General features: G+C 72.2%; 21 protein-coding genes and 2 riboswitches. Of the genes, 13 read left to right on the top strand and 8 right to left on the bottom strand.

Annotation, left to right across the window (positions count from 1 at the left end; all coding sequences use genetic code 11):
* Positions 1–13: 13 nt before the first annotated feature.
* Complete coding sequence (locus tag NE234_RS07920; protein WP_252778222.1) at positions 14–673, top strand: SDR family oxidoreductase; 660 nt, start codon at positions 14–16, stop codon at positions 671–673.
* A gap of 184 nt (positions 674–857) precedes the next feature.
* Here NE234_RS07920 and NE234_RS07925 read toward each other — a convergent pair whose 3' ends face one another.
* Both NE234_RS07925 and NE234_RS07930 read right to left on the bottom strand, forming a co-directional pair.
* Complete coding sequence (locus tag NE234_RS07925) at positions 858–1,535, bottom strand: FadR/GntR family transcriptional regulator (protein ID WP_252778223.1); 678 nt, start codon at positions 1,533–1,535, stop codon at positions 858–860.
* A gap of 483 nt (positions 1,536–2,018) precedes the next feature.
* Positions 2,019–3,206 carry a beta-1,3-glucanase family protein gene (locus tag NE234_RS07930; RefSeq protein WP_252778819.1) on the bottom strand — a complete coding sequence of 396 codons (1,188 nt, stop codon included), beginning with the start codon at positions 3,204–3,206 and terminating at the stop codon, positions 2,019–2,021.
* Positions 3,207–3,766: 560 nt separating this feature from the next.
* A riboswitch (cyclic di-AMP (ydaO/yuaA leader) is annotated at positions 3,767–3,914 on the top strand.
* Between NE234_RS07930 and NE234_RS07935 the strand changes: the two genes are divergently transcribed.
* Both NE234_RS07935 and NE234_RS07940 read left to right on the top strand, forming a co-directional pair.
* On the top strand, positions 3,915–4,928 hold the full coding sequence (locus NE234_RS07935; protein ID WP_252778224.1) for a CHAP domain-containing protein: 1,014 nt from the start codon (positions 3,915–3,917) through the stop codon (positions 4,926–4,928).
* Between the two features lie 291 nt (positions 4,929–5,219).
* Positions 5,220–5,402, top strand: a riboswitch (cyclic di-AMP (ydaO/yuaA leader).
* A 5-nt stretch (positions 5,403–5,407) separates the two neighbouring features.
* Positions 5,408–6,424, top strand: a complete 1,017-nt coding sequence (locus NE234_RS07940; protein WP_252778225.1) for an NlpC/P60 family protein — start codon at positions 5,408–5,410, stop codon at positions 6,422–6,424.
* Between the two features lie 165 nt (positions 6,425–6,589).
* Here NE234_RS07940 and NE234_RS07945 read toward each other — a convergent pair whose 3' ends face one another.
* Positions 6,590–7,921 (bottom strand): class II 3-deoxy-7-phosphoheptulonate synthase, encoded by a 1,332-nt coding sequence (locus tag NE234_RS07945; protein WP_454923395.1) that lies wholly within the window; start codon positions 7,919–7,921, stop codon positions 6,590–6,592.
* 188 nt (positions 7,922–8,109) lie between these two features.
* Between NE234_RS07945 and NE234_RS07950 the strand changes: the two genes are divergently transcribed.
* Together NE234_RS07950 and NE234_RS07955 are read left to right on the top strand one after the other, a co-directional pair.
* Positions 8,110–9,438 carry a tetratricopeptide repeat protein gene (locus tag NE234_RS07950; RefSeq protein ID WP_252778227.1) on the top strand — a complete coding sequence of 443 codons (1,329 nt, stop codon included), beginning with the start codon at positions 8,110–8,112 and terminating at the stop codon, positions 9,436–9,438.
* A 334-nt stretch (positions 9,439–9,772) separates the two neighbouring features.
* Positions 9,773–11,467 (top strand): substrate-binding domain-containing protein, encoded by a 1,695-nt coding sequence (locus NE234_RS07955; RefSeq protein ID WP_252778228.1) that lies wholly within the window; start codon positions 9,773–9,775, stop codon positions 11,465–11,467.
* Between the two features lie 7 nt (positions 11,468–11,474).
* Here NE234_RS07955 and NE234_RS07960 read toward each other — a convergent pair whose 3' ends face one another.
* Positions 11,475–12,599 carry a DegT/DnrJ/EryC1/StrS family aminotransferase gene (locus tag NE234_RS07960; protein WP_252778229.1) on the bottom strand — a complete coding sequence of 375 codons (1,125 nt, stop codon included), beginning with the start codon at positions 12,597–12,599 and terminating at the stop codon, positions 11,475–11,477.
* A 110-nt stretch (positions 12,600–12,709) separates the two neighbouring features.
* Between NE234_RS07960 and NE234_RS07965 the strand changes: the two genes are divergently transcribed.
* The gene (locus tag NE234_RS07965) at positions 12,710–13,465 is read left to right on the top strand and encodes a M50 family metallopeptidase (protein WP_252778230.1); all 756 of its coding nucleotides are present in this window, start codon (positions 12,710–12,712) and stop codon (positions 13,463–13,465) included.
* 14 nt (positions 13,466–13,479) lie between these two features.
* Here NE234_RS07965 and NE234_RS07970 read toward each other — a convergent pair whose 3' ends face one another.
* Together NE234_RS07970 and NE234_RS07975 are read right to left on the bottom strand one after the other, a co-directional pair.
* Positions 13,480–14,175: a COG4315 family predicted lipoprotein gene (locus NE234_RS07970; protein ID WP_252778231.1), complete on the bottom strand. Its 696-nt coding sequence runs from the start codon at positions 14,173–14,175 to the stop codon at positions 13,480–13,482.
* 340 nt (positions 14,176–14,515) lie between these two features.
* The gene (locus tag NE234_RS07975) at positions 14,516–15,445 is read right to left on the bottom strand and encodes a hypothetical protein (protein WP_252778232.1); all 930 of its coding nucleotides are present in this window, start codon (positions 15,443–15,445) and stop codon (positions 14,516–14,518) included.
* 226 nt (positions 15,446–15,671) lie between these two features.
* Between NE234_RS07975 and NE234_RS07980 the strand changes: the two genes are divergently transcribed.
* From NE234_RS07980 to NE234_RS07995, 4 genes are all read left to right on the top strand, one after another.
* The gene (locus NE234_RS07980; protein ID WP_252778233.1) at positions 15,672–17,375 is read left to right on the top strand and encodes an ABC transporter substrate-binding protein; all 1,704 of its coding nucleotides are present in this window, start codon (positions 15,672–15,674) and stop codon (positions 17,373–17,375) included.
* A 132-nt stretch (positions 17,376–17,507) separates the two neighbouring features.
* On the top strand, positions 17,508–18,467 hold the full coding sequence (locus tag NE234_RS07985) for an ABC transporter permease (RefSeq protein WP_252778234.1): 960 nt from the start codon (positions 17,508–17,510) through the stop codon (positions 18,465–18,467).
* Positions 18,464–19,453: an ABC transporter permease gene (locus tag NE234_RS07990; protein WP_252778235.1), complete on the top strand. Its 990-nt coding sequence runs from the start codon at positions 18,464–18,466 to the stop codon at positions 19,451–19,453. Before NE234_RS07985 ends, NE234_RS07990 begins: the two co-directional genes overlap by 4 nt.
* Entirely contained in the window at positions 19,450–21,102 is a 1,653-nt protein-coding gene (locus tag NE234_RS07995; protein WP_252778236.1) for a dipeptide ABC transporter ATP-binding protein, read from the top strand. Before NE234_RS07990 ends, NE234_RS07995 begins: the two co-directional genes overlap by 4 nt.
* A gap of 119 nt (positions 21,103–21,221) precedes the next feature.
* Here NE234_RS07995 and NE234_RS08000 read toward each other — a convergent pair whose 3' ends face one another.
* Both NE234_RS08000 and NE234_RS08005 read right to left on the bottom strand, forming a co-directional pair.
* Positions 21,222–21,581, bottom strand: coding sequence for a hypothetical protein (locus tag NE234_RS08000; protein WP_252778237.1), 360 nt, complete (start codon positions 21,579–21,581; stop codon positions 21,222–21,224).
* A gap of 284 nt (positions 21,582–21,865) precedes the next feature.
* Entirely contained in the window at positions 21,866–23,047 is a 1,182-nt protein-coding gene (locus NE234_RS08005; RefSeq protein ID WP_252778238.1) for a homogentisate 1,2-dioxygenase, read from the bottom strand.
* Between the two features lie 175 nt (positions 23,048–23,222).
* Here NE234_RS08005 and NE234_RS08010 point away from each other — a divergent pair, with 175 nt between their 5' ends.
* The 3 genes from NE234_RS08010 (at position 23,223) to NE234_RS08020 (ending at position 25,466) form a co-directional block, all read left to right on the top strand.
* Complete coding sequence (locus NE234_RS08010) at positions 23,223–23,636, top strand: hypothetical protein (RefSeq protein ID WP_252778239.1); 414 nt, start codon at positions 23,223–23,225, stop codon at positions 23,634–23,636.
* A 156-nt stretch (positions 23,637–23,792) separates the two neighbouring features.
* Entirely contained in the window at positions 23,793–24,488 is a 696-nt protein-coding gene (locus NE234_RS08015; RefSeq protein WP_252778240.1) for a maleylpyruvate isomerase family mycothiol-dependent enzyme, read from the top strand.
* Positions 24,489–24,731: 243 nt separating this feature from the next.
* Entirely contained in the window at positions 24,732–25,466 is a 735-nt protein-coding gene (locus NE234_RS08020) for an SDR family NAD(P)-dependent oxidoreductase (protein ID WP_252778241.1), read from the top strand.
* Positions 25,467–25,513 lie beyond the last annotated feature (47 nt).

The following is a 25,513-nucleotide window of genomic DNA, read 5'->3' on the forward strand; positions in this document are numbered from 1 at the left end:
CGTTGAGGAACGCATGAGAATCGTGATCGCCGGAGGGCACGGCAAGATCGCCCTCCTCCTCGAAGAGCTGCTGGCGGCGCGCGGTGACGGCGTCGTCGGGCTGATCCGCAATCCGGACCACGCCGCCGACGTCGCGGGCACCGGCGCCGCCCCGGTGGTCTGCGACCTGGAGTCCGCGAGCCTGGAGGACGTCGCGGTGCACCTGGACCAGGCCGACGCGGTGGTGTTCGCGGCGGGCGCGGGGCCGGGCAGCGGCGCCACCCGCAAGGACACGGTGGACCGCGCCGCCTCGGTCCTGCTCGCGGACGCGGCCGAGCGGGCCGGTGTCCGCCGGTTCGTGCAGATCTCCTCGATGGGCGCCGGCCGGCCTCCGGAGCCCGGTCGCGACGAGGTCTGGGCCGCCTACATCGAGGCCAAGACGGCGGCCGAACAGGACCTGCGCAGGCGCGACCTGGACTGGACGATCCTGCGGCCGGGGCGGCTGACCGACGACCCGGCGACCGGCCGCGTACGGCTGGAGGATTCCGTGCCGCCGGGCGCGGTGACCCGTGCCGACGTGGCTCAGGTGATCGCCGCGCTGCTCGACACCCCCGGCACCGCCGGGCGGACACTGGAGCTCGTCGGCGGTGACACACCGATCGAGGACGCCGTCCGTGCCGGCACCCGTTCCTGAGGCCCCCGGCGGGAGCCCGAGGCCGCGCCGGCCGGGGAGTCCTGGTCCGTCCGCGACCGCCTGAGGTCACCGGCCGGGCCCGGGCCGGCGCCGGCCGAGGAGGCCGCCCGCGTCGCGCCTGAGCTCACCGGCCAGGCCGGGCTCGCGTCGGCCTGGCCGGGGAGATCGCTCGCGCCCGAGGTCGTCATGTCCGCACGCGTCGCGGGAGCAGCGCCCGCATGGCCTCCTCGGCGGCGTCGCCGTCGCCGGCCCGCACGGCCTCCAGGACCGCCCGGTGGCCCGGGACCGTGTCGGCGCCTCCGGCCGCTCCGTGCGTCAGCGCGTCGCGGCCGGCCAGGCCGGCGTTGATCATGACGTCCATCCGGATCAGCATCTCGTTGCCGGTGGCCAGGTGCAGCGCCCGGTGGAACTCGACGTCGGCGGCGGTGACCTCGGTGACGTCCCCGCGCGCCCGCTCCATCCGCTGCAGCGCCCGCTCCAGGGTGATCAGGTGGACCGCGTCGCGCCGGGAGGCGGCGAGCCCGGCGACGCTCGGCTCGATGATGGACCGGATCTCGTGCAGGTCGCGGAGGAAGGCGTCGTCCGGTCCGGCGGCGAACTTCCACCGGATGACGTCGCCGTCCAGGAGGTTCCAGTCCGAGCGGGGCCGGACGAACGTGCCGCGCTTGGGCCGGGCCAGGATGAGGCCCTTGGCCGTCAGCACCTTCAACGCCTCGCGCAGCGCGGTGGAGCTCACGCCGAGCCTCTCCTGGAGTGCGGCCACGTCGATGCCGTCGCCCTCCCGGAACTCCCCTGCGAAGATCATGTCGGCGACGGCCTCGACGGTCTGGCCGTGCAGCCCGCGGCCACCGTAGAACGCCACGGGTCACCCACCGTCCCGTTCGTCCGCACGGCGTCTCACGCGGAGTCCCGCGCGGCGCTCCGGCCGGTGGGGGCTCCCCCCGTCACCAGGCCGGCCCGCCCGCCTGACTTCCGGACGTCGTCTCGCTCATGACCGCGGCCTCCTCCGTCACCGGCGCCCCTCCATCTCCCGGGTCATGATTCAAACAGGAAGACGAACGGCCGCCGCTCGGCCGGAGACGCGTTCCGCCGTCCCGCCCGGCCGTACGGAGCACGAGGCGTCGCCGCGGAACCGGTCGGCCGCGGCGAGTCCCGTCCCGGCGGGACACGCCGCGGCCGGTGCCGGACCCGCGCCGGGACACCGCGCCTCACCTGGGCCGACACCGGACGCCCCGGGAACGGCCGGAGCGCCGTCCGCGACCGGCCGGAGCCGGACGGGCGCGGACGGGCGGCGTTTCGCCCCCTAGGTCCCTCAGTGACCGATTCCGGCCATCAGGGCGCCGGCTCAGAACGGCGTCAGCGTCACCGTCACCGACGTGGGCGCGCCGTCCTGGATGTAGGAGGCGTGGCCGGCCACGTCGTCGAAGGCGAAGCCGTACGCGGCGCCGTCCGCGGCGGCCTCGTGCATCGCCTTGGCGTAGTGGTTGGTCACGGCCTCCCGGTAGTACCGGGCGGGATCGGTGACCGGCTGAGACGCGTCCGAGAGGAGCGTCGAGCGGTTGAAGGCCGCGCCGAGGATCGCGGCGACCGGTCCGGTGACTCCGTCGTTCGGCGCCGCGAGCGCGCCGTCGCAGAACAGGACGTCGCGGGTCGACGGCCTGGCGACGGACGCGGGGGTCCGGGCGCCGCCGCTGAAGGTGAGGCGTTCCCCGGTGACCCTCCCGGTGTACGTGCCGGCGTCCGTCCGCACCGTCAGCGGCGTCCCCCGGTACCTGCTCCACACCGCGTCGATGTAGGAGTCGTAGTAGTCGGCCGGGAACAGGCCCGCCTCGATGCCGTGCCCGGGCGCGATGACCCGCAGCCGGTCCCCTACGACCAGCCGGGCGAAGTCCGGATGCGCCGCCACCGCGGCGAAGATCCGGTCACGGCCTCCGGGCACCAGGGTGCCGGTGGTCCGGGTGCGGGTTCCGGCGAGCCGGATCGCGAGCGGGACGCTGAACATGTCGACCGCGGTCGTGTTGCAGAACATCCCGGCGTCGTTGTAGGTGAACTCGATCCAGTCGTGCAGGATCCGGTAGTTCGGGTCCGTACCGACCCAGCCCGCCGGATACTGGAGGGCGGGCCTGCCGTTCCCGTCGGTGACGACCTTCAGGCGCAGCCGGTCGCCGATCGAGAAGTAGACCCGGCCCGACATCTTCGGCAGGACGACGGTCGCCTTGCCGGAGTCGCGGAACGGGATCGCGTAGTCGGCGAACCCGTCCGGTCCGTTGTCCGACGCCGCGCAGGGGACGAACGCGCCGTCCGCCGTCACGTGCCCCTGCGCGCCGGTCGCCGGGTCGACCCCGAGGACGTACATGTAGACCGGCGCGGCGGCATGCGCGCCGGTCCGGTTCACGGCGGTGAGCGGCAGGCCGCCCGCGGTCGCCGCCGTGCTCCGGGCCCGGGACGACGGGGCGCATCCCGTCGCTCCCCCGCCGAGGGCCAGGGCGCCGAGGGCGGCCGTCGACGCCAGGAACGACCTTCTGCCGATCATCCTGCTGTTCACGTGTTCCCCTTCTTCTTCATGCGACTTGAACGACTCCGTACGACCGCGTCAGGCGTTCAGCGAAGCGGCCGGGGAACCTCCGCGTAAGGGGCTTAAGGTGCGCTTCAGGATCGGTTAGGGCGCCGATGAACGAGCGCCGGTGAACGAGCGCCGGTGGCCTGCGGCACATCACGGGTCGCACGGCGAGAGGGTCCGCGCGTCACGGGTCGCACGGCGAGAGGGCCGACCCGCGACTCGCCGGCGTATGCGCCCGTGGGGGCCGGATGTTCGCCGAGAGGACCCTGCCGAATGCCGTGTTCGTCACTTTTTATGGGACGGTCCGCTGCTCGGCTCTGCTCCGCCCGAAACCGCCGCCGACTTCGCCCGGCGCGCTCCGCCGCACGTGAGAGCGCCTTTTCGTGCGTTACCCGGCCGGGCACCTCCACGCGCGGCTACGCTCGGTGAGCAATCGGTGTCAGACTTTCGTTTCCGAACGCGTTGCCGTTGTTGCGAGAGTTCGGCTAGATTTCGCCGAGATCGGGCTGTGACCAACCTCCAACCAGGGGGTTGCAGGCCGACCGCCGAGTCCCGGCGGCGCAACCAGCGTCGTGGGAGCCGGGGACCCATCAGTCCCTCGGGGTGAATCCGTCACGCACGGTAGGGCTACCTCTGGCCCGAACCCGTCAGCTAACCCGGTAGGCGGTAAAAGGGGAGCGAATGGATTCAGTAGGTCAAAAACTGCTAGAGGTCGCCAAGAGTCAGCTCGGCTATCACGAGAAAGCCAGCGGCTACACGAAATTCGGCGACTGGTACAGCACGCATGTCGACAAGGACCCGGTCTACAAGACGTCGGCCTGGTGTGACATGTTCCTCGCGTGGGCGGCCGACAAGGCCGGCGTCGAGGACTGGACCGGCCAGTTCGCCTACACCCCCGACCACGCCAAGTGGTTCAAGAAGCAGGGCGCCTGGGGCCACAAGGCCGAGCCCGGCGCGATCGTCTTCTTCTCGTGGTCGGGCGGCAAGAGCATCGGCGACATCGAGCACGTCGGCATCGTCGAGCGGGTCGACGGCCACACGCTGCACACCATCGAGGCCAACCACAACAACGCGCTGACGCGCGCCACCCGGGACATCAGCCAGGTGGTCGGGTTCGGCTATCCCTCGAAGGTCAAGGTCAAGGCGGCGCCGGCCGCCCCGCAGACGACCCAGGCCGACCAGAACTACGCTCCGAAGCACGCCGCGCCCCCGCCCGCCGTCAAGGAGATCGGCAAAGACGTCCAGGCGCAGGTCGACGCGCACACGACCGCGGCCCACGACTCGGCCGCCCCGTCGGCTCCCCTGCCGGACCAGCAGGCCGCCCTGACCGGGCTGCTGGCCGTCGTGCTGTTCGGGACGGTGGCCCTGGCCGTCGGCAAGTCGAAGGTCAAGGTGCCCGTCTCGGCGCCGAACGTCCGGGTCCGCAAGCGCGGCAAGCACCACCGCACGCCGGTCGAGCTGCCCGCCGAGGTCAGCGTGGCCGACCTGGACGCGGCCGACGCCAGCACCCAGCTCATGCCGGTCCTGTCCGCCGAGGCCGCCGCGAAGGCCGAGGACCAGGAGTTCTGGGGCAAGATCGCGGAGCTGGAGGAGGACGTCGAGCTGGCGTTCTGGAACACCCTGCACGCCGCGGTGTCGCAGAACGGCTCGCTCGAGACCGAGTCCGAGACGCAGTCCGAGTCCGTCCTGTCCTGAGGCCCTCACCCCGAGGTCCGTGGCCTGAGGGCGAGGGCACTGCGGCCCTCGTCCCGAGGTCCGTGGCCTGAGCCGCGGCGCCGAGCCGCTCGCAGCGCCGTCCGCGCGGTCCCCGTCTCCTCCCACCCGGAGGCAGGCGGGGACCGCGGCGTCTAGGCGCAAAGGACCAGCCGTACATCACCCGGAGTGACCATCCTGCGATCCCCCGGGCCATCTCCGCATGTTCGCGTTGGACGCCCCGTCACCATCCGTTAATCTCCAGCGAGTCGTCACCGGCCGAGAGACGGCCGGACCGCCGAATCGCCCGTCGCGCCGTGGCGCGCCGGGGAACCGGGGACCCACTCACGGAGGCACGGGGCGTTCCCTCGTCTTCGCACCGGGGTGAATCCGCGTCCGTCGCCGACGGCCCGCGGTAGGGCTCCTTCTCGTCCGAACCCGTCAGCTAACCCGGTAGGCGGCCTGAGGAGAGGAGCATCTGGATGGATCGATCCCGCGCCGCGGACACCCGCGACCCTCTTCATCCCGGGAAGGGCACGGCCCGCCGTACGGCGGTCGTGACCTTCGCCCTCGTCGTCGCCGGGCTCGCGCCGCCCGCACTGGCCGACACGGCACGCCCCGGCCCTCGCATCGACGCGCTCCGGCAGCGCGCCGGCCAACTGAGTGACCGGCTCGAACAGCTCACCGAGCAGTACAACGGCCTTAAGGTGCGCCTGGAGCAGGCTCAGCGGGCCGCCGCCGTCGCCGGCCAGACCTCGGCCCGCGCCGCCGTAACGCTGAAGGCCATCCAGCGCAAGGTCGGCCGGTTCGCCGCCATTCGTTACATGAACGGCACGGCCGACGACTCACCCGCCCTGCTCGCGTCCTCGGACCCGCGCGCGCTGCTGGACCGGGCCTCGACCCTGCACTACTTCACGCAGCAGGACGACACCGAGATCCGGCAGCTCACCGAGGCGATCCAGAACGCCCAGCGGACCGGCCAGGACGCCGGTGACCGCGCCGCGGAGGCGGCCGTCCTCAGAAGCCGGCTCGCCCGGCAGCGCGCCACCATCCGCGCCGAGCTGGAGAAGGTCCGTAAGCCGCTCCTGCAGGACGCCGTCGAGCGCGCCGGTAAGGGCGAGAAGGTGCCCGAGATCCCCGGCGGTCCCGGCAAGGCGGTCGGCGCCGTACGGGCCGCGCTGAGCCAGCTCGGCGTCCCGTACGTCTGGGGCGGCGCGACGCCCGGCCAGGGCTTCGACTGCTCGGGCCTGACCATGTGGGCCTACGAACAGGTCGGCATCAACCTGCCGCACTACGGCGGCGACCAGTGGAACGCCGGGGTGCACGTCTCCCGGGACCAGCTGGAGCCGGGAGACCTCGTCTTCTTCTACTCCGACATCCACCACATGGGGATGTACATCGGCGACGGGAAGTTCATCCACGCGCCGCACACCGGCGACCACGTCCGGATCGCCGACCTGTCGACCCGCCCCTTCGCGGGCGCGGTCCGCGTGGTCTGAGACCAGCAGACCCGGATCGCCCGCCCCGGCCCGTCTCTCCGCCGGCGTCGTCCGCGTGGTCGGAGACGAGCACACCCGGATCGCCCGCCGATCCGTTTCTCCGCCGGCGTCGTCCGCGTGGCATCAGACGGCCACGCGGACCCGCTCAGCGGCGAGAGCCGGGGATCACTTCCCGACGCGGTACATCTCCGCGACCATGAACGCCAGGTCGAGGGCCTGGCCGCGGTTGAGGCGGGGGTCGCAGGCCGTCTCGTACCGCTGGTGCAGGTCGTCCTCGACGATGTCGTGGCCGCCGCCGACGCACTCGGTGACGTCGTCGCCGGTGAACTCGATGTGCACGCCGCCCGGGTGGGTGCCGAGCGCCCGGTGCACCTCGAAGAAGCCGGCGACCTCGTCGAGCACGTCGTCGAACCGGCGCGTCTTGTACCCGCTCTCCGACTCGAAGGTGTTGCCGTGCATCGGGTCGCAGATCCACGCGACCTGGGCGCCGCTCGCGGTGACCTTCTCGACCAGGGATGGGAGGTGCTCGCGGATCCGCTTGGCGCCCATGCGGGTGACGAAGGTGAGCCGGCCCGGCTCGCGGTCGGGGTCGAGCCGCTCGATGAGCGCGAGAGCCTCCTCGGCGGTCGTAGTCGGCCCGAGCTTGACGCCGATGGGGTTGCGGATGTGGCGCATGAACTCCACGTGCGCGCCGTCGAGCTGCCGGGTGCGCTCACCGATCCACAGGTAGTGGCCCGAGACGTCGTACGGCAGGCCGGACCGCGAGTCGATGCGGGTCAGGGCCCGTTCGTAGTCCAGGAGGAGGGCCTCGTGGCTGGAGTAGACCTCGACCCGGTGGAACTCCTCGGGGTCCGCTCCGGCGGCGTGCATGAAGGCCAGCGCCCGGTCGATCTCCGCGGCCAGCCGTTCGTACCGGCGGCCGGCCGGGCTCTCGGCGACGAAGTCGTGGTTCCAGGCGTGCACCTGCCGCAGGTCGGCGTAGCCGCCCTGGGTGAAGGCGCGGGTGAGGTTCAGCGTGACCGCGGCGGCGTGGTAGGCCCGCAGCAGCCGCTCCGGGTCCGGCACGCGGCTCTCCGGCGTGAAGTCGAACCCGTTGACCATGTCGCCCCGGTAGGCGGGCAGCTCCACGCCGTCGCGCACCTCGGACGGCTTGGACCGCGGCTTGGCGAACTGCCCCGCCATCCGGCCGATCTTCACGACCGGGACACTCGCGGCGTAGGTCAGGACGACGGCCATCTGCAGAAGGGTCTTCAGCTTGTTGCGCACGTCCTCGGCGGTCGCGCCGGAGAACGTCTCGGCGCAGTCGCCGCCCTGCAGGACGAACGCCTCACCGCGCGCCACGGCGGCGAGGTGGGCCTTGAGCCGGTCGCACTCGCCGGCGAACACGAGCGGCGGAAGCTTGCGCAGCTGCGCGGCGACGTCTTGGAGCCGGGCCGGGTCGGGCCAGTCGGGCTGCTGCGCGGCCGGAAGGTCGCGCCAGGAATCGAGGAGGTCCACGAGACCCAAGGGTATCGACCGGGCCACAAGCCCGGGTCATGCAACCTGCGAAATCCCCCCTCCTTTCCACGATCCGCCCATCCCGCGGCGGTGAACCGGCGGTGAACGGGTCCCGCTTCGGCCGCCCGGAAACTCTGAGATGATGGGCCGACTCCCGCAGATCGCCGACGACGCATGAGGTTTCGACAATGAGCACGAGCAGCCGCGCCTATGACATCTGGCTCCGCAAGCCCGAGGAGGCCCAGCAGCTCCTCGAGTCCAAGCGGTCCGATCTCGACGGTGACGGCCTGTCGCTGCTGTCCTGGCTGGTCCTCACCAACGAGCGCGACGACCGGAAGGCCGAGCAGATCGCCCAGCAGGCGGTCGCGGCCGGTGGTGACACGCGGTTCGCCACGGCGGCGCTCGCCGAGGCGTACAAGTGGCGCGGCGACTACGGCCGCGCCGCCCAGATCGTCCGGCAGGCCCGTGAGAAGTACCCGACGATCCCGTGGTACGCCCTGACGCTGGCCGACGTCCTCAAGGACGGCGGGTGGGTCGACGACGCCGAGGCGATCCTCGAGTCGGTGGTGAACGACTCCCAGCTGCGCCGGCACGCGCTCAAGCGCCTGTCGAAGTGGGCGGTGGACCGGGGCGACAAGCCGCGCGCCCTGAAGTACCAGACCGAGCTGATCGCGCTGGCCCCCGACTACCTGGTGTACGCCTCGGACTACACGCTCCTCGCCGCGCTCCGGCTGGAGGCCGGCGACCCGGCGGGCGCCCGTGACATCCTCCAGCGCGGCGCGTCCATCTACCCGCGCAACAAGCAGATCAAGGAGATGCTGCACCAGCACTTCGGCGAGCTCGCGCCGGAGAAGGCGCCGAACATCCCGCCGGTCGACGAGCGCGCCGTCGGCGCCCGCCGCATCCCGATCAAGACCAGGATGATCACGCTCCGCACCGGCATCCTCCCGGTCATCCAGGAGGCGACGCAGGGGATGCTGCAGCCGGACGACATCCTCGCCCTGTCGGAGAGCCCGGCGTCGGCCGGTCAGGGGCGCATGATCCCGCTGGAGCTGATCACGCCGGAGGGCATGGCCAAGCAGCTCAGCAAGTTCGTCGGCAAGATCGGCCCGCTGCACAGCCCGGCCGGGATGCAGGGCGCGATCCTCGAGGCGGGCCGCGCCAAGGTCCTGCTCGGCGCGGCCGCGGGCGCGGCCGGCAAGCTCGTCGGCAAGCGCGGCTGGTTCTACCGCGTCGCCGGCCCCGGCGCGGCCATGATCGACGACGTGGCGGCGGCCCTCCCGCCGCACGACCACCACCTGCTGTTCGGCCCCGGCCGGCCGGACAAGCTGTCGGAGGACCTGTCCGCGGCGCTCGGCTGCCACGTCTGTGTCGTCGACGCCAACCACCTCACCGGCGCGTGGGTCGTCGGGGCGTCCAAGGGCGTCGACCGCAAGTGGGTGGAGAAGGTCCTGTCCGACAACCCCGCCGGCAACGAGGACGAGCAGACCCCGATCGTGCTCATCCGCAAGATCTGAGGGCCGGTGCCGCGGTTCCTCCGCGGCACCGCCTCCGGCGCTCCGAAGCCGTCGCGTACGCATGGAAGGGCGCCCGTCCGATCCCGGGCGGGCGCCCTTCCGCGTACGCGCCCGATCCCGGACGGGCGCCCTTTCCCCGCGCGGGACCGGCGTCCTTCGGCTGCGCGGCCGGAATTGCCGAAAGGGGTGGCGCCGTCGTGGAAATGGACCGGCGGCGGCCCGGGAATGGCGGGCCTGTGAAAGGCCGGTGAATTGAGCCGCCGCCGGGCGGCGCCCTCCCTCGTGCGCTCTAGAGTCATGGAACCGCTCACACGGGGAGGGGTTCGCGGGCGGCATGCCGACCATGATCCAGGCGATCGCCGAACTCATCGCGCAGCGTCAGGAGAACGTCCTCCTGGGGCTCCTCATCGTCCTGCTCGTGACGAGCCCCCTCGCCGACCGCTACCTCGTCCGGCGCAGGCGGATCACCTACCGGGTGCTGTACAACTCGAAGATCGGTCTCAGTCCCGTGGCCCTGCACGACGTGGAGGACCGCTCGACGGTGACGGACCCGAGACTGCGGGAGTACGCGCGGACCTTCGACCGGCTCAGCATCGTCATCATCCGCGTCCGGAACACCGGCGGCTACGACATCGAGCCGTCCGACTTCACCAGGCCGTTGTCGTTCACCTTCAAGGACCGGGTCATCTGGAACGCGCGGATATCCGACGCCAGCACCGACCGGCTGCACGACGCCGTACGGGATCACCTGGAATTCTTCGCGACGACCAACGGAAACGCCGTAACGGGAAACGGCGGTCCCGATGTGAGAACGCTCCGGAGATTACTGGCCGACCGTCTGACGGGCCTGGTCAAGAGCCCGGCCGCCGGGCCGCCCGAGGACGTCCGGCAGTGGAACGGCGTCCGGCTGACCGGCCTGTCGCTGGAGCGGCGGCAGCGTTTCAAGCTCGTCGTCGTCCTGCGCGAGCAGGACGATCCGGCGGACGGCGCGATCAGCAAGAAGATCGAAGCGGACGGCGCCCTGACGAGTGGCTGGGTGAAGGACGAGAAACGCCAGCGGCGGCTGGGCTGGCCCGTGGCCGCGATCGCCGCCGGCGTCGTGCTCACCCTCGCCCTGACCGGGAACGTGGTCGCCAACTACTACCAGCGGAGGTCGGACCCGGCGCTGCACTGCGCGAGCGGCCATCTGCGCCTGGAGGGTTCCAGCGCCTTCTCCGACCCGCTCCAGGAGATCGTCCGGCAGTACCGCAGGGCCTGCGCCTCGGCGTCGATCGACCTGCAGCTCGCGGGGAGCCGCGCCGGCATGCACGACCTGTCCGCGGTCGGCGCTCAGAGTCGCGGCGGGCTCGCGGTGCTCAACGACGGGCCGGACACCACCCACCCGGCGATCGACCTGAGGAGTCATCCGGTGGCGGTGGTGGTCTACAGCGTGATCCTCTCGGACACCACCGGGGTCACGAACCTCAGCCTGGCACAGCTCCGGGACATCTACCGCGGCCGGTACCACCGGTGGAGCGAGCTCGGCGGCAAGGACGTCCCGATCCGGATCGTCGGCCGGGACGGTGAGTCCGGCAGCCGCCAGATCTTCCAGAGCAAGCTGCTCGGGCGGTCGGAGGGCGCGGCGTCCTCGACCGAGTGCCGGGAGAGCAGCCCGCCCCTGCACGCGCCGACGATCCGGTGCGAGCTGCGCACCACGGGCGAGCTCATCGACAAGGTCGCCCAGACGCCGGGCGCGGTCGGGTACGCGGACGCGCCGACGGCCAAGGCCGAGGCCGCCCGGCTGCAGAGGTTCCACGTGGTGACGCTCGACGGCCGGCTCCCCGAGGCGACCAGCATCGCCCAGGGCTATCCGTTCTGGACCGTGGAGTACCTCTACACGGCCGGCGCTCCGGCGGGCTCGTCGCTGCTGCGGAACCTCATCGCCTTCCTGGGCAGCGCGAACGCGCGCGCCGAGCTGAGCATCCGGGGCTACCCGCCCTGCATCGACCGGAACGGCGACCGGAATCCGCTGTGCACCCAGACGCCCTGACGGCCTCCTACCGGTGCGCGGCGATGACGGCTTCGCGGGCGGCCTTGGCGACCTGCTCCATGTGCCACGGTGACAGGCCCTGGTGGACCGGCAGGGCGAGCATCTCGTGGCGCAGCGGCTCCAGCTCGGCGAACCGGTGGCGGTCCAGGAGCGGGTGCGGCACCGGCCAGATCTCGATCGAGCGCACGCCGCGCTTCTGCAGCTCAGCGATGGTCCGGTCGCGCTGCGGAACGCGCACGGGGTAGTAGAGCGGCGCCACGCCGTCGGGCAGGCCGCGGAAACGCGGGGGGACCAGGTCGGGCAGGGAGTCCAGCAGGATCGCGTAGTTGCGGCGGCGCTGCTGACGGATCGCCTCGCCGTCGGCGCCGTGGACGGCCCACTCGGTCATCCGGGAGGATTTCGAGGCGGCGACCTCCAGGTCGGCGACCTCGAGGTTCCACTCGCCGATGACGACCTCGGTGAGCGTGCCCTCCTCGACCGCCTGCTCGGCCTTGCTGACCTTGCGGAACACCTTCGTGGCGGGCGCACGCAGCACGCCGGCCCGTGACTGGGCCGCCCAGCCCATGCTCTGCGACGCCATCGACCGGGCCATGCGCTTCCACGGCGGCCGGCCCTGGGCCTCGATGTGACCGTCCCGGATCAGCACGGCGCCGCCGTCCGGCACGCCCAGGGACTTGCGCGGGCAGAAGATCGCCGCGGCGCCGCGTGAGCCGATGGCGGCCCCGCCGTCGTAGGAGAACAGCGCGTGCGCGGCGTCCTCGATCACCAGCGTGCCCGGCGGCAGCGGCGGCATCGGGAAGCCGTAGTAGGAGATGAGGTAGGTCGCGTGGCACTGCCGCGACACGCGGAACAGGTCCTCGTGGTCCGCCTCGAGTGTGGGGAGCACCCGGTAGAACATGACCTCGATGCCGGCCAGCCGGGCGGCCTCGACCTCCGAGCCGCAGTGGTAGGCGGGCATGGCCAGCCGGTGTCCCGGCCCGAGGCCGAGGGCCTTCAGCGCCAGCCAGATCGCGCCGCGCCCCAGGTGGGTCAGCGTCAGCCCGTCCGAGTTGAACGGGAACTGCAGAGACCGCCGGGTGACCAGCGTCGCCGGCTCCAGCGGGGGATAAACGCTCATCAACGGGTCGCTCATAGGTCCCCTACCCTACTGTCCGCCTCCAAGGAGGACGCCGGTTCGCCGATCGGGCGAAACTTCGTCGCGGCGGGACACGTCGTACCTCGTACGGGGCGGTGAGCGGGTCGATGAGGAGAGGTGAGACGTTGCACACGTCAACGATCGGCGGTGTCTGGCACGAGGTCGTCGGCACGCAGCCGCACCCGTCGTGGTGGCTGGTCGGCGTCACCGGCGTGGTGGCGCTCGTGGCGGTGTCCTTCCGCTCGGTGTGGCACGTGCTGCGCAACGTCGTCACCATCGCGCACGAGGGCGGGCACGCGTTCGCGGCGCTGGTCACCGGGCGGCAGCTGCAGGGCATCCGCCTGCACTCCGACACCTCGGGCGTCACGGTGTCGCGCGGCCGGCCGTACGGACCCGGCATGATCGTCACGGCGTTCGCCGGGTACGTGACGCCACCGCTGCTGGGCCTGGGCGCGGCGGGGCTGCTCGCCGCGGGGCACATCACGGCCCTGCTGTGGGCGAGCATCGTCCTGCTCGCCGCGATCCTCGTGATGGTGCGCAACGCGTACGGCGTGGTGTCGGTGGTCACGACCGGCGCGGTCATCTTCGCCGTGTCGTGGTACGGCTCGGCCACCGTGCAGGCGGCGTTCGCCTACGCGTTCACGTGGTTCCTCCTGCTCGCGGGGGCGCGGCCCGTGGTGGAGCTGCAGAGCAAGCGCTCCGGGGGCCGCGCACCCGATTCCGACGCCGACCAACTGGCCCGCCTGACCGGCATGCCCGGACTGCTGTGGGTGTTCGGCTTCGGCGTGGTCGCCGTCGCCGCGCTGCTGGCCGGCGGGTCCTGGCTGTTGCCGGACACGATGCCGCAGCTGCCGAGCTGGTGAGCGACCGGGCAGCTCTAGTGCTTGGTGATGGGAGCGCCCGTGTCGGCGCCGACGACGTACCACGGCGCGCCGAACGACGTGACGCCCTGGCCCTTCATGTCGCCGGGCGCGGTGTCCTTCGCGTAGTAGTACAGCGGCCAGCCGTTGTAGACGATCTGCTTGGTCCCGTCGGACCGGGTCGTCGTCGACAGCATGGACGACTTCACCCCGGGTCCCGCGCTGGGCGTCGCGCCGGGCGAACCACCGGGCGACCCACCAGGCGAACCGCCGGGCGACGCGCCGGGCGAGCCACCGGGTGACGCGCCGGGCGAACCGGGCGCGGCGCCGCCGACGGCGAACGGCGGCCACTCCTTGGCGCAGGCGCCCTCACATGCGGACTTACCGCCCTGGCCCTTGTCCTTCTCGAAGGCGTACAGCGTCCGGCCCGTGCCGTCGACCAGGATCGTGCCCAGACTCGTCTTCTTGGCGTTGAGCACCCCGGCACCGGCGGCCGGCATCGACTCGGACGGCGCAGCCGACGCGGGCGCGGACGGACCCGGCGACGCGGGCCCCGTCGGGGAGACCCCGGGAGGCGAAACCTGTGGGCTGGAAGGCTGGGCGTACGGTCCCCCGCCGCCCTGCGATTCCGGCGTGGTCTTGCTGCCCTCGCCGCAGGCCGAGCCGAGCAGGCCCAGGGCCAGCACTCCGGCGGCAATGACTCCGTTACGCATTGTCCGTTCCTTTCCCCCGATGACGTAGGCGGGCACGTACGGACGCACGCCGTGGTTCGCCGTCATCCCCCGCGTCCGCGAGCCGGGAATGTGCCCCGGCGATTCGGTTACCCATCGCGGCGGCCCGTGAAGTGGAAACGGCCGACTTCTTTAACGGGCAAGGCGGATGTTTGACCGGACATGCCGAGACCGGACGCGAACATGACGGGGTCGGGGAAGACCTCTTCGCCGACCGTGTGGACGGGATCGGCCCACGAGGACGGGGCCGGCCCCTGCGAACCGGTCGGCCCCGAGAGACCGGGCCCGCCCGTGGAGACCGGGCCCGCCCGTGGAGACCGGGTCAGGCCGACAGCGTGTCCACGCCCCGGCGGAAGAAGTCGAGCGCGGTGGCGCGCTGGTCGTCGGCGGCCATGAGCGCGGCGTACGGGAGGGACGCGCCGCCGAACGCGTCGTCGTTCCAGTACGCGCCCCTCCGCCTGGCCCAGGGCGCGACATAGAGGTACGGCTCCGGGTGCGCGGCGTCGCCCGGCGACGCGCCGAACGCGGCCCGCCGGCCGGCGGCCTCGTCCCCCAGGTCCACGGCGGCGTCGAAGTGCTCCGGCCACAACTGCACCCGGCCCGGGCCGAGCGCGGCGGCGTCGAAACGCAGTTGCTCCAGCACCGACCAGGCGAAGCCGTACCACGCGCCCAGCGCCTCGGCGGCGGGCGGGCTCACCGTGAGGGTCAGCCCGGCGTCGGCGGGGGTCTGCGGAGAGTAGAGGTCCGGCGGCATCCCCAGCGGGACGCCGGCCAGGGCGGCGGCGTCCGCGAGGGTCCGCGGCGACGCGATGACGTCGCCGACGACCAGGCGGCCGTTCTCGACGCGGATCTGCCGGTCGTCGCCGAAGTAGGGCGTGCCGAAGCCGCCGCGGGTGAACCGCAGGCCGATCTTCCCGTTGGCGGCGCGGCGGGCGGCCGCGACGACGTGCTCGGCCAGGGCGTGCAGGGACCGGCGGGTCGCGGCGAAGTCCCGTGGCAGCGGCGCGAGGCGGCGCCACGCTCCCAGCCAGCGGTCCGCGCAGAAGCCGGCCAGCTCAGGGCGCTCCCGCGCCAGGTCGTCCCAGGCGCGGCCGAGCCCGCACACCGGGGTCACGAGCTTGGCGCCGTACGGGCCGGCGAGGGGGTCGTCGGCGTACCACGGCGGTGTCGCCACGGCGGGCGGGGACGGTTCGAGCACCCGGACGTCGTACTCACCGCCCAGCAGGTCCCAGGCCTCCCACCGTGGATTCATGGTCCTCCGTTCGGGTGCCGTGCCGCAGGACCCGGGGGCCGGACCGCACGGTCACGGTCGGGCCCCTAGTCGACCATGGATCCGGCCGCGAAGGAACACCGGATGGAGCGGTCGGCGTCGCCGCGAGCAGGACTTCTTTGGTTTTCCTACTAGGAAAGTATATATTTCGCCCCGGCCCGCCGTGGCGGGCCGCCACCGTCACTGTCTCCCGATTGAGAAACCGCCGATGATGCGTCGAGTCCCCGCCCTGCTCACCGCCACCACCCTCCTGGCCGCCGCGACGGCCTGCTCGGGCGGCGGTTCGGCCTCCTCCTCCGCCGGAACGGCGTTCGATCCGAAGAGCTGCCAGGGCGGGACGCTGTACATCCTCAACCAGACCTCGGCGACCGACGAGCACTTCGACCCGGCGCGGATCTACACCTCGGGAGGCGGCGCCGTCCCGTCCCTCGTCTTCCGGACCCTGACCACCCGCAAGCGGGTCCCCGGCCAGGCGGGCACGACCGTCGCACCGGACCTGGCCACCGACACCGGGACGCCGAGCGACGACGCCAGGACGTGGACCTACCACCTCCGCGACGGCCTGAAGTTCGAGGACGGCACGCCCATCACCGCCAAGGACGTCAAGTGGGGCGTGGAGCGGTCGTTCGCGCCGGAGCTGTCGGGCGGCATCCCCTACCTGCGCGACTGGCTGATCGGCGGCACCGACTACAAGGGGCCGTACAAGGGGCGGGAGCTGGACTCGATCCAGACCCCCGACGACAAGACGATCGTCTTCAAGCTGCGCAAGCCCGAGGGCGACTTCCCGTACGTCGCGACGGCCACGCAGTTCACCCCGGTGCCGAAGGCCAAGGACGGCGGCACCGCGTACGAGAGACACCCGATCTCCAGCGGCCCGTACAAGGTGCAGACCCACGTACAGGACAAGAGCCTGACGCTGGTCCGCAACCCCAACTGGTCGCGCACGGTCGACGACCAGCGGCTGGCCTGCCCGGACCGGATCGAGGCGACGTACGGCCTCAGCGCGGCCGTGATCAACCAGCGGCTCAGCACCAGCGCGGGCAAGGACGCCGACGCGGTCACCACCGACACCGACCTCAGCCCCGCCGAGCTGGCCCGCATCTCCACGGATCCGGCCCTCAAGAAGCGCACCGTGCGCGGTCAGTTCGGCTACACGAACTTCATCGCCTTCAACACCAAGGTCAAGCCGTTCGACGACACCCGTGTGCGGGAGGCGATCTCGTACGCCGTCAACCGGCAGGCGGTGGTCAACGCGGTCGGCGGCAGCTCGCTCGCCAAGCCGGCCACGACGTTCCTGCCCGACCAGGCCGCGTTCGGCTACCAGCCGTACGACGCCTTCCCGGCCGGTCCGACGGGGAACCCCGCCAAGGCCAAGGAGCTGCTGGCCCAGGCGGGGCAGTCCAACCTCACGATCACCCTCGCCCACCGCAACAACGACGCGCACCAGGACGGCCCGGCGGTCGCCACGGCCGTGCAGGAGGCCCTCAAGCAGGCGGGCGTCACCGTCAAGCTGAGGGCCTACGACGAGGCGAGCTACCGGTCGGTGCAGACCAAGCCGTCCACCGAGCCGGGCATCTTCCTGTCCGGCTGGGGGGCGGACTGGCCGACGGGCGGGCCGTTCCTGGCCCCGATCTTCGACGGGCGGCAGATCCTCCAGGACGGTGGCAACTTCAACTTCGCGCAGTACGACGACCCGAAGGTGAACGGCGAGTTCGACGCGATCAACAAGATCTCCGACCCGCTGCAGGCGCGGCCCCGCTGGGGCGCGCTGGACGCCGAGCTCGGCCGGCAGGCGCTCACGGTGCCGCTGTTCCACCCGGTCTACCTGCGGTTGTACGGCAAGAACGTCAAGAACACCTACCTCGACGAGTGGCGCGGCTCGTACGACGTGGCCATGGTCTCGGTCAAGTGAGTGAGCGCAGCGAGCGAACCATGAGCACAGCACCTCTGGTCACGCCTCCGACGAAGGAGGTCCCGTGAGTGAGCGCAGCGAGCGAACCATGAGCACAGCACCTCTGGTCACGCCTCCGACGAAGGAGGTCCCGTGACCGAGCTCGTCGCGGAGGTCGGCGATCCGGGCGCTTCGGCTCCCGGATCGCCGGCCCGGGCCCGGCAGGTGCTGCGCCGTCTGCGGTCGGACCGGCCCGCGATGGCCGGCCTGGTCGTCACCACCGTGCTCGTCCTGGCCGCCGTCCTCGCGCCGCTGCTGGCCGCGCTGGAGGGACAGGACACGACCACCTTCCACACCCAGCTCCTGGACTCCGCGCGCGGCGGCGTGCCGCGCGGCGCGCTGGGCGGGCTCGGCGCCGAGCACTGGCTGGGCGTCGAGCCGACCACCGGGCGCGACCTGTTCGCGCGTGCGCTGTACGGGGCGCGGATCTCCTTCACCGTCGCCTTCGGCACGCTCGTCGTGCAACTGCTGCTCGGCGTGGCGATCGGCCTGGCCGCGGGGTTCGGCGGCCGGTGGGTCGACGCCACGCTGGGCCGGCTCATCGACCTGGCCATCTCGTTCCCGCAGCTGATGTTCGCGATCGCGCTGCTGGCGATCGTGCCGCAGTCGTTCCCCCGGCCGGTGCTGCTGATGCTGGTCATCGGGCTGTTCAACTGGGGCGGCACGGCCCGGCTCACCCGGGGGCAGGTGCTGTCCCTCAAGAGCCGGGACTACGTCGCCGCGGCCCGGCTGTCGGGCGCGTCGCCGGCCCGGATCGCGCTGCGCGAGATCCTGCCCGGCGCGCTGCCGCAGGTCCTCACCTACGCCGCGATCCTGCTGCCGGCGAACATGGTGTCCGAGGCGGGGCTGTCGTTCCTCGGCGTGGGCGTGCACCCGCCGACCTCCTCCTGGGGGCAGATGCTGTCGACCGCCACCACCTGGTTCCGCGCCGATCCGATGTACGTGCTCGTACCGGGTCTGTCGCTGCTGACGGCCGTGCTGGCGTTCACGTTGTTCGCGGACGGACTGCGCGCGGCCCTGGATCCCAAGGCGTCCCTGCGAGGCGGCCGGTGACCCTCTACCTGCTCCGCCGTCTCGGCAGCCTGCTCGTGCTGCTGGTCGTCATGACGGCCATCGTCTACGGCATCTTCTACGCCATCCCCGCCGACCCGGCGGTGCTCGTCTGCGGGAAGGGCTGTGACGGCGGCCAGTTGGCCTCCATCCACCACAAGCTCGGCCTCGACCAGCCGATCACCGCCCAGTACTGGCACTTCCTGGAGGGCCTGGTCGTCGGCCGGGACTACAGCTCGGGGCCGGACGTCAGCCACTGCGCGGCGCCGTGCCTGGGCTACTCGTTCCAGACGGACCTTCCGGTGCTCTCGCTGATCGCCCAGCGGCTGCCGGTGTCGCTGTCCCTCACCGCCGGCGCGCTCGTCCTGTGGACCGTCACCGGTGTCGCCCTCGGCCTGGTGTCGGCCCTGCGCGAGAGACGGCTCACCGACCGTCTCGTCACCGTCTTCGTTCTCGGCGGCCTCGGCACGCCGGTGTTCGTGAGCGGCCTGCTGCTGCTCATGGTGTTCTGCGGCTGGCTGAAGTGGCTGGACTTCCCGGTGTACGTGCCGCTGACCGAGGATCCGGTGGGCTGGGCGCGCAACCTCATCCTGCCGTGGCTGACGCTGACGGTCCTGCAGTCGGCGATCTTCACGCGGCTGACGCGCACGGGCATGCTGGAGACCCTGTCGGAGGACCACATCCGGACCTTCCGCGCGTACGGCCTGCCCGAGCGCCGCGTCATCGGACGGCACGCGCTGCGCGGCGCCCTCACCCCGCTGATCTCGATCAACGCGGTGGAGTTCGGCGCGGTCCTGGTCAACGCGATGCTCACCGAGACGCTGTTCGGGCTCCCCGGCATCGGCCAGCTGATCGTCCAGTCGTCGAACAACGTCGACCTGCCGGTGGTGGCCGGGCTGACGCTGACGGCGGGACTGGCCGTCGTCCTGGCCAACACCGCCGCCGACCTCCTGTACGCGGCGGTCGATCGAAGGGTGGTCCTGACATGACCTCGCCGGTCGGCGAGCCCGGCACCGGGCGGAACGGCGGGGCGGGAGGGGACGTCGTCCTGTCGGTGCGCGGGCTGAGCGTCGAGTACTCCACCGGCGCGGGCGCGTTCCGCGCCGTCGACGGGGTCTCGTTCGACCTGACCGCCGGTGCCGCGCTCGGCGTGGTCGGGGAGTCGGGGTCCGGCAAGAGCACGACGGCGCTCGCCCTCCTCGGCCTGCACCGGAACACCGACGCGCGGGTCACCGGCCGGATCCTCCTCGGCGGCCCGGACGGCGTGGAGGTCAACGGGCTCGACGACGAAGGGGTCCGCCGGGTGCGGGGCGGGCGCATCGCGATGATCTTCCAGGATCCGATGACGGCGCTCGATCCCTACTACCGGATCGGCGACCAGATCGCCGAGGTGTACCGCGTCCACTCGGGCGCCGATCGCCGGGCGGCGTGGGCGCGGGCGGTGGAGGTGCTCGACCGGGTCGGCATCCCGGACGCGGCGCGGCGGGCCCGGGCGCGCCCGCACGAGTTCTCCGGCGGCATGCGGCAGCGGGCCCTCATCGCGATGGCGCTGGCCTGCGAACCGGAGATCCTTGTCGCCGACGAACCCACCAGCGCCCTCGACGTCACCGTGCAGGCGCAGATCCTGGACCTGCTCGACGAACTCCGCGCCGACACCGGGATGGCGCTGCTGCTCGTCACGCACGACCTCGGCGTCGTGTCACGGTCGGCCGACGAGGTCCTCGTCATGCACCGGGGCGAGGTCGTCGAGCGCGGCCCGGTGCGTGAGGTGCTGCGCGCTCCGGCGCGGCCGTACACCCGGGCGCTCCTCGACGCCGTGCCCCGCATCGACGCCCCACGGGACGCCCGGCGCGCGCCCGGGGAGCCCCTGCTGACCGTGGCCGGCGTCACGCGGGAGTTCCGGCGGCCCGGACGCGGCCTGCGACGCGAGACGACGCGTGCCGTGGACGACGTCTCGCTCGACGTACGGCGCGGCGAGACCCTCGGCGTCGTCGGGGAGAGCGGCAGCGGCAAGACCACGCTCGTCCGGATGATGGTGGGGCTGCTGCCTCCGACGTCGGGGCGGATCGTCTTCGACGGCGAGACGATCACCGGGCTGCCGGACAGGCGGCTGCGCCGCATCCGGCGGGACATGCAGATGGTGTTCCAGGACCCGGCGTCCTCGCTGAATCCGCGGCGCACCGTCGGCGACGGCATCGCCGACCCGCTGCGGGTCCGCGGCGTGCCCGACGGCGAGGCGCGCAGGACGGCGCGGGAGCTGATGGAGCGCGTCGGCCTGGACCCGGCGCGGCATGACCGCTACCCGCACGAGTTCTCCGGCGGGCAGTGCCAGCGCGTGGGCATCGCCCGTGCGCTGGCGCTGCGGCCCAGGCTGCTGGTCTGCGACGAAGCGGTCTCCGCGCTCGACGTCTCGACGCAGGCGCAGATCCTCGACCTGCTCCGCGACGTGCAGGAGGACTACGGCCTGACGATCGTCTTCGTGTCCCACGACCTCGCGGTGATCCGCCAGGTCAGCGACCGGGTCGCGGTGCTGCGCGGTGGCGCGCTCGTGGAGCTCGCCGACGTGGAGGAGTTGTACGCCTCTCCCGCGCATGAGTACACCCGTTCCCTTCTCGCGGCGGTGCCCGTTCTGGCCTGAGGGGCGGCGGCGAAGACGCCGGCCGCCCGTGGAACGGGCGGCCGGCGCCGTGGGGTCACGCGAATGTGCGGGTCACGCGGGCCCTCGGTCCCCTCCCGGGGCGGCGGCCCGCGTCCGGATCAGTACGCGCAGATCGCGTAGACGCTGATCCCGACCGTGCTGTAGCCGATCTGCCGGCCCAGGGCGATCCAGCCGCGGCCGTCGGGAGTCGGGAAGCTGCCGACGAGGATGGCCCCGTTGCCCTGGGCCTCGCCGCCGCCGCCGATGGCGCGCTTGCCGGCCGGGCAGTAGACGGTGCGCCGCTGGAAGCCGGGGACGTTCGCGTTGGGCAGGTTGACGATCTGGTAGCCGTCGGTCGCCGCCTTGTGGGCGGCCGGCCGTGCGGGTGCCACGCCCTTGTCGGCGTGGGCGGCGAGACCGGTCCCCACGACCGCGGCGAGAGCCATCGTTCCCGTTCCGAGCGCGTACATCTTTCGCATGCAGATCTCCGTTTTGAGGTAGCAGGAACTGCGTTGCCCGGACCTTTTCAGCCACCTTTATCGGCGGCCTTTCGGATCCATCGCCACTACTACCCGGACGACCTTTGCTCACACTCGGTCATCGTCGATTACCGCCTGCGACTTTTGCAGGCGTCGCATTCCTGGGGAGATGTTGGAAAGGTAAGACTGGCGACGCCGACCGGAGATGCCGAGAAGGCCGTCAATGGCCGATTCGAGCCACGGTCACCTCGACATCTCCGGCGTTTCGCCCGGAGCCGGAAAGGTCAGCGAGCCCAGGTCCAGGCGTAATCGGACGCCTCGACGGCGAACGCCTCTCCGCCGATATTCAGCGGCCGGAACGTATCGATCATCACGGCCGTTTCCGTGGTCGTCGTGTGGCCTTTCCCGACGGCGTCGATGACGCCCTCCACGGCGCCGGGCGCCGGGCCGTGGGTGAATCCGGAGGGATGCAGGCTTATCGACCCGATGTCGATTCCCGACCCCCGGCGCGCCGTGTAATCCCCGCCGACGTAGAACATCACCTCGTCGGAGTCGACGTTGTGGTGGTTGTACGGGATCGGGATCGCCGCCGCGTCGAAGTCGAGCGGCCGCGGGCAGAAGGAGCAGATGACGAAGTTCGGCCCCTCGAACGTCTGGTGCACCGGCGGCGGCGCGTGGGTGCGCTTCACGATCGGCTCGAAGTCGGCGATGTTGAAGGCGAACGGGTAGAGGCAGCCGTCCCAGCCGACGACGTCCAGCGGATGGTTCCGGTAGGTCAGCCGGGACAGACCCGCGCGGGTGCGGACGAGCACCGGCACGTCCTCCCCCTCCAGGACCAGCGGGTCGGCCGGACCGCGCAGATCGCGCTCGCTGTACGGCGCGTGCTCCAGGAACTGCCCGTACTGCGACAGGTAGCGCCTCGGCGGCCGGATGTGCCCGGACGCCTCGAAGACGATGAGGCGCAGCGGCGCGGCGGGGTCGGCGCGCACGAACCGGTGGATGGTCCCGGTCGGGATCACGACATAGTCGCCCGGGCCGACGTCCAGCGCCCCGTACGTCGATTCGAGCCGCGCCCGGCCGGCCTCGACGTACACGCACTCGTCACCGGCCGAGTTGCGGTACAGGTCGCCGTCCGTGTCGGCGGCCACGTACGAGATGCGGACGTCGTCGTTGGCCAGCAGCAGCCGCCGTCCGAGCACCGGGTCTCCCCCGGCCGTCAGCTCGTGCATCTTGAAATGGCGCGGCAGGAGCGGGTGGTTGGGCGACGTGCCGGCGGCGTGGGAGGGCAGGTCCACGCCCTCGCTCTTGACGATCGCGGTCGGCGGGTTCACGTGATAGAGCAGCGAGGAGTCGGATGAGAACCCCTCCTCCCCCATCAGTTCCTCGGCGTACAGCCCGCCGTCCGGTCTGCGGAACTGGATGTGCCGTTTACGGGGGATCTCCCCGACGGCGCGGTAGTAGGGCATCTCCACACTCCGGGTCTCGGAAAAGCGTCGATCACCTTCACTGCCGACTGTAGGCCGTGCGCCCCGACGGTCGCCAGAAGGCCTCGGGCCGGTCGGACCGCCCTGGGGAACGGGCGTGGTCACCGGGGCGCCCGCCAGCGACTAAGGTTCTACCGTCGCTCAACGAGGAGGAAGAATGCGCGGAGGCGTACGCCTTCCGGCCTTGATCGTCGCGCTCGGGCTGCTGGCGGGCTGCAGCGACCCGGCCGGCGCCGCCCGGCGCGAACAGGCCGCCGCCCGGAAGAGGTCTCCGTCCCCGCGGCCCACCGCGTCGCACTCGCCCGCGAAGCGCCACGGCAAGGCGGTGGCCTGGTGGCAGGCCGCCGGTACGACGAGGACCGCGGCCGGCCTTCGCGTGCAGACCGGGGCCGTCCACGCCGGGCAGGTGAAGATCATCCTGACCGACGTCTCCGGCCACGCCAGCCGCAGGATCACCGCCTCGGCGACCCCGCAGTCCGTCACGGTCGGGCACTTCACCCTCACCGCGGTCAAGGTCAGCAGGTCCGCCAAGCTCGCTCGGTACGGCGTCGGCTTCCACTACCGCCACTGAGCCGGCGGTTCCCGGGGCGGCCACCACCACCGCGCCGAACCGGTGTACCCCGGGGCGGCCTCCACCAGCGCCGCCGAGCCGGCGTACGTCCGGGACGCCGCGTCGGGCGGATGCCGTACCGGAATGGACCGGTGTCTTCGGGGCAGGAGGACGAGCGTGACAGCACTCGATGATCTCGACCCGTTCGCCATCTTCGACGCCGAGGCCGAGCGCCTCGACCGCTTCTTCAGCGGCCTGAAGGACGACGACTGGGCGCGGCCGTCCCGCTGCGAGGGCTGGACGGTCCGCGACGTCCTCGCCCATCTCGCCGGCGAGGAGGACTACAACCACGCCTGCCTCGACGACGACCTCGAAGGCCTGTGGACCCGCTTGGAGAAGAACGGCGTCTCCGGCCTCGCGGGCTTCAACGACTGGTGTGTGCGCACCCGCCGGAGCATGCCCGTGGAAGAGGTGCTCGACGAGTGGCGCACCCGGAACGGCGACACCCGCCGGCGGATGCGCGACCTCGGCCGCGACGCGCGGCTGCCCACGATGGCCGGACCGTACCCCGTCGGCCTCCAGGCGTTCCACTACGCCTCCGAGTACGCCACCCACGGCGACGACGTCGGCGTTCCGGTCGACGACGCCCGCGAGCGCACGGCCTGGCGCGTCGTGGTCGGCCGGTTCGCGCTGGAGGAGAAGGGCTCCCCGGTCGAGGCCGCCGAGGACGACGACGGCGACCTGGTCGTGCGGACGCCGCAGGCGCTGGGCCGGCTCACCCCGGCGGAGTTCGTCGATGCGACCGTGGGCCGCCTGCCCGGGAACCACCCGCTCGACCCGGGCCTCCGCGACGCCCTGCGCTGCCTCGCCTGACCGGCGCGCCGACCGCACGCGCACGGGCGGACGGGTCCACGCGGCCCGACGAGGCGCCCGGTGCTCCGCGCCGCCCACCTCGAGGCGCCCACCTCGAGGCGCCCACGTCGGTACGCCCGCGGCGGGACGCCCACGCCGGCGCGCCCGCCTCGAGGCGCCCGCGGCGGTACGCCGACGGCGGTGCGCCCGCGGCGGGACGCCGACGGCAAGATCGGTGGATCGGGTGGCGGATACCCTGAGGCCATGCCCACTGCCCTCATCACCGGCGCCACCGCGGGAATCGGCGCGGCGTTCGCCCGGCGGCTCGCCGCGGACGGCTTCCATCTGATCCTGCTCGCCCGCGACGGGGAGCGGCTGGCCCGCACCGCCGAGGACTGCGGCAACGCCGAGGTCGTCGTGGCCGACCTGGCCACCGACGAGGGCCTCGCCAAGGGCGAGGAGGCCGCCCGCCACGCCGACCTCGTCGTCAACAACGCCGGGTTCGGGCATAAGGGGCGTTTCCTGGAGGTGCCTCTCGAGGACGAGCTGACGATGCTGCGCGTGCACTGCGAGGCGGTGCTGCGGCTGACGTACGCGGCCCTGCCCGGCATGCGGGAGCGCGGCCGGGGCGGCGTCATCAACGTCGCCTCGGTGGCGGCGTTCTTCTCGCGCGGCACGTACGGGGCGTCGAAGGCGTGGGTGGTGGGGTTCAGCCAGGGCGTCGCCGCGGACGTCCCAGGCGTCCATGTCATGGCGCTGTGCCCCGGTTTCGTGCACACCGAGTTCCACGACCGGGCGAGGATGAACGTCTCGCGCATTCCGGAGCCCCTCTGGCTGGACGCCGACCGCGTCGTCGCGGACGCGCTGCGCGACCTCCGGCGGGGTGTCACGGTCAGCGTGCCCGGCGCGCAGTACAAGGCCCTGGTCGGGCTCGGCAAGCTGATTCCGCGAAATCTCGCGGGACGCCTCTCCTCGCGCACCGGCCGCCGATACGACTGAACCGGCCGCGGCCGTCACCCGCCGGCCCCGGATCACGCGGGATTCCC

The sequence above is a fragment of the Actinoallomurus rhizosphaericola genome, from assembly GCF_024055675.1.
GTDB lineage: Bacteria > Actinomycetota > Actinomycetes > Streptosporangiales > Streptosporangiaceae > Actinoallomurus > Actinoallomurus soli.